The sequence below is a fragment of the Sphingosinicella sp. genome, assembly GCF_052387495.1.
Classification (GTDB): Bacteria; Pseudomonadota; Alphaproteobacteria; order Sphingomonadales; family Sphingomonadaceae; genus Allosphingosinicella.
Genome location: NZ_JBQTJC010000198.1, coordinates 1 through 10,779, shown reverse-complemented (window position 1 = coordinate 10,779; position 10,779 = coordinate 1). Strand labels below are relative to the sequence as shown.

Genomic DNA, 10,779 nt, shown 5'->3' with positions numbered 1-10,779 from the left:
GCTGCACCGGCGGATCGCCGAGCGGCACGAGCATCTGTCGGACGACTACCGGCTGGAGGTCAGCTCGCCCGGCATCGACCGGCCGCTCACCCGGCGCCGGGACTATGAGGATTGGAAGGGCCACGAGGCCCGGCTGACGCTTTCCGGCGAGACGGGTTCGCGGCGTCAATATCGCGGTGTGCTGCTCGGTGCGGCGGGCGAGGACGTGCTGATCGATGTGCCGGGGCAGGGCGAGACCCGCTTGCCGCTCGCCGGGATCGATTCCGCCAAGCTCGTGCTCACCGATAAGCTGATCGCTGCCACCCAACCGCTCTCCCCCGAGGGCGCGGAAGAATTCGAAGAACTCACAGAGGAACAGGACTGAACATCATGGCCACCGAAGCTCCCAGCGCAACCCCGTCCGCTCCGGGCGCCGTTTCCGCCAACCGGGCCGAGCTGATCGCGATCGCCGATGCGGTCGCGCGCGAGAAACTGATCGACCGGATGATCGTCATCGAGGCGATGGAGGACGCGATCCAGCGCTCCGCCCGCGCCCGCTACGGCGCCGAGAACGACATCCGCGCCAAGCTCGATCCGACGACCGGCGATCTTCGCCTGTGGCGGGTCGTCGAGGTGGTCGAGGAGGTCGACGATTATTTCAAGCAGGTGAACCTGGAGGACGCGCAGAAGCTCCAGAAGGACGCGAAGCTGGGCGATTTTATCGTTGACCCTCTTCCTCCCATAGAGTTCGGCCGCATCGCCGCCCAGGCCGCCAAGCAGGTCATCTTCCAGAAGGTCCGCGACGCCGAGCGCGAGCGCCAATATGAGGAGTTCAAGGAGCGCGGCGGCGAGATCATCACCGGCGTCGTCAAGCGGGTCGAGTTCGGCCACGTCGTCGTCGATCTCGGCCGCGCCGAGGGAGTTATCCGGCGCGATGCGCAGATCCCGCGCGAATTGCTCCGCGTCGGCGACCGGGTCCGCTCGATCATCCTGCGCGTGATCCGCGAGAATCGGGGACCGCAAATCTTCCTCTCCCGCGCCCACCCCGACTTCATGAAGAAGCTGTTCGCCCTGGAGGTGCCTGAGATTTACGACGGCATTATCGAGATCAAGGCCGCCGCCCGCGATCCGGGCAGCCGGGCCAAGATCGGCGTGATCAGTCATGACAGCTCGATCGATCCGGTCGGCGCCTGCGTCGGCATGAAGGGCAGTCGCGTCCAGGCGGTCGTTCAGGAGCTGCAGGGCGAGAAGATCGACATCATCCCGTGGAGCGAGGACCTCGCCACCTTCGTCGTCAACGCGCTGCAGCCGGCGACGGTCGCCCGCGTCGTCATCGACGAGGAGGAGGATCGGATCGAGGTGGTGGTGCCCGACGATCAGCTCAGCCTGGCGATCGGCCGGCGCGGCCAGAACGTGCGCCTCGCCAGCCAGCTCACCGCCAAGGGCATCGACATCATGACCGAGGCGGATTCGTCCGAGAAGCGCCAGCGCGAGTTCGTCGAGCGCTCCACCATGTTCCAGGAGGAGCTGGACGTGGACGAGACGCTCGCCCAGCTGCTCGTCGCCGAGGGCTTCGGCGCGCTGGAAGAGGTCGCCTATGTCGAGGCCGAGGAGCTTTCGGGCATCGAGGGCTTCGACGAGGAGCTCGCCGCCGAGCTGCAGAACCGCGCCGCCGAGGCGCTGGAGCGGCGCGAGGCCGCGGCCCGCGACGAGCGCCGGGCACTGGGCGTCGAAGACGCGCTCGCCGAAATGCCCTATCTGACCGAGCAGATGCTGGTCACTCTGGGCAAGGCCAATATCCGCACCCTCGACGATCTCGCCGATCTCGCCACCGACGAGCTGATCGCGCGCAAGCGGGTCGAGCCGCGGCGGCGCCCGGAGGCGGTGGCGAAACGTCCCGAGGACAAGGGGGGCGTGCTCGGCGACTATGGCCTTTCGGAAGAGCAGGGCAACGAGATCATCATGGCCGCCCGGGCGCACTGGTTCGAGGACGAGGACAGCGGTGCCGTGGATGGGGAGGACGCGGTTGCGGACCCCTCCCAATGAGTCGCTAGCCGGCAAGAAAGGCCATACGCCCGAGCGCAGGTGCATCCTGAGCGGCGCCCATGCCGCGCGGGACGACCTCATCCGCCTCGCGCTCGGTCCCGGCGGGGATGTTGCCCCGGATGTTCGCGCCCGCGCCCCCGGCCGCGGCGCCTGGCTCGGCGTCGACCGCGCCACGCTCGAAACGGCGCAGGCGAAGGGCAAGTTGCGGGGCGCGCTCGCCCGCGCATTCAAGACCAATGCGGTCTCGGCTCCCGACGACCTCGGCGAGCGGATCGAGGCGGCCTTGCGCCAGGCCGCGCTCGACCGGCTCGGGCTGGAGGCGCGCGCGGGCAACCTCGTCACCGGCTCGGAGCGGATCGAGACGGCGGCGCGCAAGGGCGAGGTCCATGCCCTGCTCCACGCCGCCGACGCGTCGGAAGAGGGCAATCGCAAGCTCGCCCAGGCCTGGCGGGTCGGGCTGGAGGAAGAGGGCAGCGGCCGCCAGGGACTGGTTTTGCCGGCGCCAAGAGCCATATTGTCATTGGCGCTGGGCCGCGAAAATGTGGTACATGTGGCCATCGTGGACCGGGCCGCCGCGGCGCGCGTCCTCCACGCGATCGGGCGGTGGCGCGCTTTTATCGGACGAGATGCTGGGTTAGAGGCCGCCTCGGCGCCATCGCCGGGCGCCTCGGCTGTGAGTGACTAGAAGGAATTTGCGTGAGCGAGACGACTGACAAGCCGAAACTGGGCGTGCGCGCGCCGCTGGGCATCAAGCGCACGGTGGAAGTGGGCAAGGTGAAGCAAAGCTTCAGCCATGGCCGCTCGAACACCGTCGTGGTCGAGACCAAGAAGCGCCGGATCCTCGGCCGCCCCGGCGAGGCCGAGGCGCCGAAGCCGGAGGCCGCGCCGCCGCCGGCGCCCGCCGCGCGCGCGCCCGAGCCGGCCCCGGCGCCCAAGCCCGCCGCGCGCCCGCTCGACGATGCCGCGACCCGCAAGGAGCGTCAGACGCAGCTGCTGCGCGAGGCCGAGGACGCCCGCCTCGCCGCGCTCGAGGAGGCGCGGCGCCGCGAGGACAAGCAGGCCAAGGCCGCGACCGAGGACGAGAAGCGCCGCGCCGAGGACAATCGCCGCGCCGAGGAAGAGGCGCGCGAGAAGGCCGAAGAAGACGCCCGCAAGGCCGCCGAAGAAGCCGCGCGCCCGGCCGAGGAGCCCGCCGCCGAAGCGCCTGTCGCCGAAGAGGCCGAGGAGGGGCGCCGCGCCGGTCACGCCCGTCCCGCGCCGAGGGGCTTCCAGCCGGTCAAGCGGCCGGAGCCGGCGCGCCCCACGCGGGGCCGCGACGAGCGCCGCCAGTCCGGCAAGCTCACCGTCACCCGCGCCCTCGACGAGGGCGGCGACGCCCGCGCCCGCAGCCTCGCCGCGCTGAAGCGGTCGCGCGAGAAGGAGCGCCGCGCCCATATGGAGGCCGGCCCGTCGGCCAAGCAGGTCCGCGACGTCGTCGTCCCGGACGCGATCACCGTCGGCGAGCTCGCCAACCGGATGGCGGAGCGCGCCGCCGACCTGGTCAAGTCCCTGTTCAAAATGGGCATGCCGGTCACCGTCAACGAAGTGATCGACCAGGACACGGCGGAGCTGCTCGTCACCGAGTTCGGCCACAACATTCAGCGGGTCAGTGAGAGCGATATCGACATCCAGTCGGAAGAGGATGTCGACGCGGCCGAGACGCTGCAGCCGCGCCCGCCCGTGGTCACGATCATGGGCCATGTCGATCACGGCAAGACCAGCCTGCTCGACGCGATCCGCGGCGCCAATGTCGTGGCCGGCGAATCCGGCGGCATCACCCAGCACATCGGCGCCTATCAGGTAAGCCTGCCGGACAAGTCGAAGATCACCTTCCTCGATACGCCGGGCCACGAGGCCTTCACCGAGATGCGCGCGCGCGGCGCCAACGTCACCGACATCGTCATCCTGGTGGTCGCGGCCGACGACGGCCTGAAGCCGCAGACGATCGAGGCGATCAATCATACCAAGGCGGCCGGCGTGCCGATGATCGTGGCGATCAACAAGATCGACAAGCCCGGTGCCAATGCGCAGAAGGTGCGCGAGGAATTGCTCCAGCACGAGATCGTCGTCGAGGACATGGGCGGCGAGGTCCAGGACGTCGAGGTTTCAGCGCTGAAGAAGACCAATCTCGACAAGTTGCTCGAGGCGATTCATCTCCAGGCCGAACTGCTCGAGCTCAAGGCCAATCCCGATCGCGCCGCCGAAGGCGCGGTGGTCGAGGCCAGGCTCGACAAGGGCCGCGGTCCGCTCGCCACCGTGCTCATTCAGCGTGGAACGCTGAAGGTCGGGGACATCTTCGTCGCGGGGCCGATCTCCGGCAAGGTCCGGGCGATGATCGACGATCATGGCCGCCAGGTGAAGCAGGCGGGACCGAGCCTTCCGGTCGAGGTGCTCGGCCTGGGCGGCGTGCCGAGCGCGGGCGACGTGCTCAGCGTCGTCGAGAACGAGGCCCGCGCCCGCGAGGTCGCCGCCTATCGCCAGAGCGTGATCGACACCAAGCGCACGACGAACGCGCCGGCGAGCTTCGACACGATGTTCTCCGCGCTGAAGGAGAAGCAGGCGGTCGAATTCCCGCTGGTGATCAAGGGCGACGTGCAGGGCTCGGTCGAGGCGATCGTCCAGGCGGTCAACAAGATCTCGAACGAGGACATCCGCGCCCGCGTGCTCCACGCCGGCGTCGGCGGCATCACCGAAAGCGACGTCACCCTGGCCGGCGCCTCGGGGGCACCGATCATCGGCTTCAACGTCCGCGCCAACGCCAAGGCGCGCGAGATCGCCGAGCGCCAGGGCGTCGCCATGCAATATTACGACGTGATCTACGACCTGACCGACGCGGTAAAGGCGGCGATGGCGGGCGAACTCGGCCCGCTTATGATCGAGAATGTGGTCGGCCGCGCCGAGGTCCGCGAGGTCTTCTCCGCCGGCAAGCACGGCAAGGCGGCGGGCCTGCTCGTCACCGAAGGCTATATCCGCAAGGCCCTGAAGGCGCGGATCATGCGCGACGACGTGATCATCTACAACGGCTCGATCGCGTCGCTGCGGCGGTTCAAGGACGATGTGCCGGAGGTCCGCGCGGGCCTCGAATGCGGCGTCACCTTCGAAAGCCACACCGACATCAAGGCCGGCGACACCCTCGAAACCTACGAGGTCGAGGAGCGCGAGCGGACGCTCTAGCATGGAGCGTCCGCCGCCCTCGGTGTTCGACCGGTTCGAGCTGCCGCCGGCTTCGAAGCTGCTCGGCTGGACCTTGCGCGAGGTCGATACCGAAGCAGGGACGATCGAGATCGGCTTCACCGCCGACGAGCGCTTCGTCAATCCGGCCGGCACCGTCCAGGGCGGCTTCCTCGCCGCGATGCTCGACGACACGCAGGGCCCGGCTCTGTTCGCGATGACCGACGGAGAGGTCTACGCGCCGACGATCGACTTCACCGTCTCCTTCGTGAAGGCGGCACGGCCCGGCCGGTTCGTCGGCAAGGGCCGGGTCGTGAATCTGGGCAGGACGGTCGTCTTCACCGAGGCGGAATTGTTCGACGAGGCGGGCGAGCTGGTCGCGCGCGCCACCTTCAGCTCGCGCGCGATGCGGGGCGAGGTGGCGGGAGGGCGCGGCTGATGCGCCAGCCCGAGACGCCCGAAGGCCGCTCGGTCCGGCTGCTGCGCGTCGGCGAGCAGGTGCGCCATGCGCTCAGCGAAATCTTGATGCGCGGCGGCGTCCACGACCCGACCCTGGCCAGCCACAGCGTCTCGGTCACCGAGGTCAGGATGTCGCCCGATTTGCGCCACGCCACCGTGTTCGTGATCCCGCTGCTCGGCGCCAATGCGCAAGCGGTGCTGAAGGCGCTGCGCACCAACACCGCCTATCTGCAAAGCGAGGTCGCGCGCCGCGTGAACACCAAATATGCGGCCAAGCTCAAATTCCTCCTGGACGAGAGCTTCGACGAGGGCAGCCATATCGATACGCTCTTGCGCTCGCCCGCCGTGTCGCGCGATCTTGCGCGGGATGAAGACTAGGTTCGCGGTCGCCGCTGCCCTGTTGCTCGCCGCCCCGGCTGCGGGTCAGCCGGTCGAATTGCCCCCGGTCAGCTATCCCGAGCTGCCGATCCGCGCGAACGACGCGGCGGGCTTCGTCCCGGCCGGCTGGGAAATGCTCGTGCGCAGGCAGGGAGATTTGAACGGCGACGGCGCCCGCGATCTCGTGCTGCTGCTCAAGATGCGCGACCCCGCCAATATCGTCGGAATTCCGATGGGCCACGAAAGCCGGCGACTCGATACCAATCCGCACCTGCTCCTCGTGGCCTTCGCCGAACGCGGCGGCTATCGGCGCGCGGCGGTGAATCGGGGCCTGTTCCCCAGGCCGACCGTGCCGGCGACCGGCGACATGCCGCCGGGCGAGGAGACAATCCGCCTCGAGCGCGGCGGCCTCGTCGTCTGGTTCGAGCATCTGCGCGGCTGGTCGAGCCATCGCTTTCGCTGGCAGGACGGCGCGATGCGCCTGATCGGCTATGACGACAGCGGCGTCTCCGGCGGCTGCATGACGGGCACCAGCATCAACTATCTCACCGGCCGTGCCCGGCTCACGGCGGGCTATATCGACCAGGATCGCAACCGCACCGTGTGGCGCCGCCTGAACCACCGCCACCGGCCCTCGCTCGACGAGATCGAACTGGACGAATTCTTCCCCGAGGAGGCAATTGCCGGAGAGCCACTGTGGTGTGAGGCCCCAGCCGGTGGCTGACCTGGATATCGGTACCCTCGGGCGACCGCTCGTTGGCGCAGGGGTAAGCGGCGAGCCGTTCGAGGAACGGCATCGCGACGCCTTGCGCGCCGCCTGCGCCGAGGATTCCGACATCTGGCGGATCTATGCGACCAATTACGGGCCGGAGGATTTCGACCGCAATATCGGTCTCCTGAGCGGCCATCGGCGGAACCGGACCTTCGTCCTGTTCGAGGGCGACGAACTGGTCGGCATGTCGAGCTTCCTCGGCATCGACGAAGGACGGCAGGTGCTTGAGATCGGCAGCACCTATTACCGCCCCGCCTTCCGCGGCACCGGCTTTAACCGCCGCGCCAAGGACATGATGCTGAAGCGCGCCTTCGGCTGCGGGTTGCGGCGGGTCGAGTTCCGCGTCGATGCGCGCAACGCCCGCAGCCAGGCGGCGCTTGAGAAGCTCGGCGCGGTGCGCGAAGGCGTGCTGCGCGCCGACCGGATCACCTGGACCGGCCATGTCCGCGACACCGTCCTCTTCTCGATCCTCGCCGGGGAATGGCCGCGGGATTAGCCGCTGGCGGCGGACAGACGCGGCGCTAAGATGCGGCCATGGCCAAGCTCTATTTCTACTACGCCTCGATGAACGCCGGGAAATCGACGACCCTGCTCCAGGCCGATTTCAACTATCGCGAGCGGGGGATGGAGACGATGCTCTACACCGCCGCGATCGACGACCGGGTCGCGGCCGGCGTGATCGCCTCGCGGATCGGGCTGCAGATCGGCGGCAATCTCTTTGGATCGGAGACCGACATCCGCGCCGAGGTCGAGGACGAGCTGAAGAAGCGCAAGCTCCACTGCATCCTGCTCGACGAGGCGCAGTTCCTGACCCGGGCGCAGGTCGTCCAGCTCGCCTCGATCTGCGACGAGCTCGACATTCCGGTGCTCGCCTACGGCCTCAGGACCGATTTCCAGGCGAATCTCTTCGAAGGGAGCGCTCATCTGCTCGCGCTCGCCGACACCTTGGTCGAGCTCAAGGCGGTTTGCGACTGCGGCCGCAAGGCGACGATGAACCTGCGCGTCGATGAAGACGGCCGGGCGGTCGCCAAGGGCGCCTCGATCGAGATCGGCGGCAACGACCGCTATATCTCGCTCTGCCGCCGCCATTTCATGGCCCGTCTCGCCGAGGCCGACGGCGAGCAATTGCGGCTTTCGATCGCCCGCGCCGAACGGCGCATTGAACCTGAAAAGCCGCTCCCCATATCCTGATCGGGTTCGGGGAGGTTTTTCATGGTCAGTCCGCTGTTCACCGCCCTCGCGATGATCGCCGCGGGACAGGTCCAGATCCCGCCCGCAGCGTCGCAGCCGGCGCTGTCCCCCGAGACCCGTCCCGCCAAGGCTGACAGGACCGAGCGGCGCCGCTAAGCGCGGCCGGTGCACGGCTGGCTCATTATCGACAAGCCCGTAGGGATCGGCTCGACCCAGGTCGTCGGCGCGGTCAAGCGCGCGCTGCGCGAAGGCGGCTATCCCAAGGTGAAGGTCGGCCATGGCGGGACACTCGATCCCTTGGCCAGCGGGGTGCTTCCGATCGCTCATGGCGAGGCGACCAAGCTGTCGGGGCGAATGCTCGACGCCGACAAGGCCTATAAGTTCACGATTTCATTCGGCGCGGAGACCGACACACTCGACGCGGAAGGGACGGTCATCGCGACCTCGGAGACACGCCCGACGCGCGCGGAAATCGAGGCGGTGCTGCCGCGCTTCACCGGGGCGATCGCGCAGGTGCCGCCGGCCTATTCGGCGCTGAAGATCGACGGCAAGCCCGCTTATGCCCGCGTCCGCGCCGGCGAGAGGGTCGAGATGAAGGCGCGCGAGGTGACGATCCATGGTCTGGATCTGGTTGCGTGCGAGAAGGACACCGCGACCTTCTCCGCCCGCGTCTCCAAGGGCACCTATATCCGCAGCCTCGCGCGGGACATCGCCCGGGCGCTCGATACGGTCGGCCACGTCGCCATGTTGCGGCGGACCAAGGCGGGCCCCTTCACTCTGGATTCGGCGATTTCGCTGGACAAATTGGCCGCAGCCGCTAAGGGCCGCAGCCTTGAAAGACACCTCCTGCCGCTGGCGGCGGGGCTGGACGACATCCCGGCTCTACCCGTCACCCCCGATCAGGCAGGGGCGCTCCGCCAGGGGCGCAAGTTGATCGGGATCGCCGCACAGCCGGGGCTCCACCTTGCGACCGACCAAGACGTACCGGTCGCGCTCGTGGAGCTTTCAGGAGGTGAGCTCCGGGTGCTGCGCGGCTTCAACCTGTGACCGATGAAGGAGTGAAACGATGTCGGTAACCGCCGAGCGCAAGCAGAAGATCATCAAGGACAACGCCCAGAACAAGGGCGACACGGGCAGCCCCGAGGTGCAGGTCGCGATCCTCACCGAGCGGATCGCCAATTTGACCGAGCATTTCAAGACCCACGCCAAGGACAATCACTCCCGGCGCGGCCTCCTGATGCTCGTCAACAAGCGCCGCGCGCTGCTCGATTATCTCAAGCGCGAGGACGAGGGCCGCTACAGCGCGCTGATCGCCAAGCTCGGGCTTCGCAAGTAAAGTTTCAGGAGCGGCCCCACAAGCGGGCCGCTTCGCATATCGGGCGCCCGCAATCCGGCGGCGCCTGGGACGGACCATAAGGGTCCGGAAAAAGCCGGGCAAACCGCCCGCGACAAGAGGCCCCCGCCGCATATGGCCGCGGGTTTCGGTAAGGAAAACAGATGTTCAACATGAAGAAAGTAGAGATCGAGTGGGGCGGCAAGACCCTCACGCTCGAAACGGGCCGCGTTGCCCGCCAGGCCGACGGCGCGGTGCTCGCGACCTACGGCGAGACCGTCGTCCTCTGCGCGGTGACCGCCGCGCGCTCGGTGAAGGAAGGGCAGGACTTCTTCCCGCTCACCGTCCACTATCAGGAGAAATTCTCGGCCGCCGGGCGCATCCCGGGCGGCTTCTTCAAGCGCGAGCGCGGCGCCACCGAGAAGGAGACTCTCACGAGCCGCCTGATCGATCGGCCGATCCGGCCGCTGTTCCCGGAGGGGTTCCTCAACGAGATCAACGTGATCGCGCAGGTGCTCTCCTATGACGGCGAGACCGAGAGCGACATCCTCGCGATGATCGCGGCCTCGGCGGCGCTGACCATCTCCGGCGTCCCCTTCATGGGCCCGATCGCCGCAGCGCGCGTCGGCTACAAGGACGGCGAATATCAGCTCAACCCGAGCATGGACGAGGTCCGCGAAGGCGCGCTCGACCTCGTCGTCGCCGGCACCCACGACGCGGTGATGATGGTCGAATCCGAGGCCAGGGAGCTGTCGGAAGAGGTCATGCTCGGCGCCGTCATGTTCGCCCACCGCGAGTGCCAGAAGGTGATCGAGGCGATCATCGGCCTCGCCGAGAAGGCCGCCAAGGACCCCTGGGAGCTCGCCCCCGCCGCCGACGTCTCGGCCGCGAAGCAGCGGCTCAAGGACCTGATCGGCAAGGACCTCGAGGCGGCCTACAAGCTGACCAACAAGTCCGAGCGCCAGAACGCGATCAACGAGGCCCGCGCCAAGGCCCGCGAGGCCCTCGCCGACCTCAAGGACAGCGATCCGGCCGAATATCTCCTCACCCTCAAGCTGGTGAAGAAGCTCGAGGCGGAGATCGTCCGCACCGCGATCCTCAAGGACGGCAAGCGCATCGACGGCCGCGACACCAAGACGGTCCGCCCGATCGAGGCGATCGTCGGCTTCCTGCCCCGCACCCACGGCTCGGCCCTCTTCACGCGCGGCGAGACCCAGGCGATCTGCACCACCACCTTGGGCACCAAGGACAGCGAGCAGATGATCGATGGCCTCACCGGCCTCAGCTACGAGCGCTTCATGCTCCACTACAACTTCCCGCCTTATTCGGTCGGCGAAGTGGGCCGCTTCGGCGCCCCGGGGCGGCGCGAGGTCGGCCACGGCAAGCTGGCGTGGCGGGCGCTCAAGGGCGT

At 68.3% G+C, this 10,779-nt stretch carries 12 protein-coding genes and 1 pseudogene; all 13 read left to right on the top strand.

What is annotated here, in order from left to right; translation table 11 throughout:
• A pseudogene (locus tag ACT4N8_RS11105) lies at positions 1–364 on the top strand (ribosome maturation factor); the annotation flags it as partial.
• Between the two features lie 5 nt (positions 365–369).
• Positions 370–2,025 carry a transcription termination factor NusA gene (gene nusA, locus ACT4N8_RS11100; protein ID WP_444858187.1) on the top strand — a complete coding sequence of 552 codons (1,656 nt, stop codon included), beginning with the start codon at positions 370–372 and terminating at the stop codon, positions 2,023–2,025.
• Positions 2,006–2,710, top strand: a complete 705-nt coding sequence (locus tag ACT4N8_RS11095; protein ID WP_444858186.1) for a DUF448 domain-containing protein — start codon at positions 2,006–2,008, stop codon at positions 2,708–2,710. The genes nusA and ACT4N8_RS11095 overlap by 20 nt, the downstream gene beginning before the upstream one ends.
• An 11-nt stretch (positions 2,711–2,721) precedes the next feature.
• Entirely contained in the window at positions 2,722–5,238 is a 2,517-nt protein-coding gene (infB, locus tag ACT4N8_RS11090; protein WP_444858185.1) for a translation initiation factor IF-2, read from the top strand.
• A 1-nt stretch (position 5,239) separates the two neighbouring features.
• Positions 5,240–5,674 (top strand): PaaI family thioesterase, encoded by a 435-nt coding sequence (locus ACT4N8_RS11085; protein ID WP_444858184.1) that lies wholly within the window; start codon positions 5,240–5,242, stop codon positions 5,672–5,674.
• Complete coding sequence (gene rbfA / locus ACT4N8_RS11080) at positions 5,674–6,072, top strand: 30S ribosome-binding factor RbfA (protein WP_444858183.1); 399 nt, start codon at positions 5,674–5,676, stop codon at positions 6,070–6,072. The genes ACT4N8_RS11085 and rbfA overlap by 1 nt, the downstream gene beginning before the upstream one ends.
• On the top strand, positions 6,062–6,796 hold the full coding sequence (locus tag ACT4N8_RS11075) for a hypothetical protein (RefSeq protein WP_444858182.1): 735 nt from the start codon (positions 6,062–6,064) through the stop codon (positions 6,794–6,796). The genes rbfA and ACT4N8_RS11075 overlap by 11 nt, the downstream gene beginning before the upstream one ends.
• On the top strand, positions 6,789–7,340 hold the full coding sequence (locus ACT4N8_RS11070) for a GNAT family N-acetyltransferase (RefSeq protein WP_444858181.1): 552 nt from the start codon (positions 6,789–6,791) through the stop codon (positions 7,338–7,340). The genes ACT4N8_RS11075 and ACT4N8_RS11070 overlap by 8 nt, the downstream gene beginning before the upstream one ends.
• 38 nt (positions 7,341–7,378) lie before the next feature.
• Positions 7,379–8,035 (top strand): thymidine kinase, encoded by a 657-nt coding sequence (locus ACT4N8_RS11065; RefSeq protein WP_444858180.1) that lies wholly within the window; start codon positions 7,379–7,381, stop codon positions 8,033–8,035.
• A 21-nt stretch (positions 8,036–8,056) separates the two neighbouring features.
• On the top strand, positions 8,057–8,191 hold the full coding sequence (locus ACT4N8_RS11060) for a hypothetical protein (RefSeq protein WP_444858179.1): 135 nt from the start codon (positions 8,057–8,059) through the stop codon (positions 8,189–8,191).
• 9 nt (positions 8,192–8,200) lie between these two features.
• The gene (gene truB, locus ACT4N8_RS11055) at positions 8,201–9,082 is read left to right on the top strand and encodes a tRNA pseudouridine(55) synthase TruB (RefSeq protein WP_444858178.1); all 882 of its coding nucleotides are present in this window, start codon (positions 8,201–8,203) and stop codon (positions 9,080–9,082) included.
• 19 nt (positions 9,083–9,101) lie between these two features.
• Positions 9,102–9,371 carry a 30S ribosomal protein S15 gene (gene rpsO / locus ACT4N8_RS11050; RefSeq protein ID WP_444858177.1) on the top strand — a complete coding sequence of 90 codons (270 nt, stop codon included), beginning with the start codon at positions 9,102–9,104 and terminating at the stop codon, positions 9,369–9,371.
• A gap of 161 nt (positions 9,372–9,532) precedes the next feature.
• Positions 9,533–10,779: polyribonucleotide nucleotidyltransferase (pnp, locus tag ACT4N8_RS11045; RefSeq protein ID WP_444858176.1), on the top strand; the 1,247-nt coding region annotated here is incomplete at its 3' end.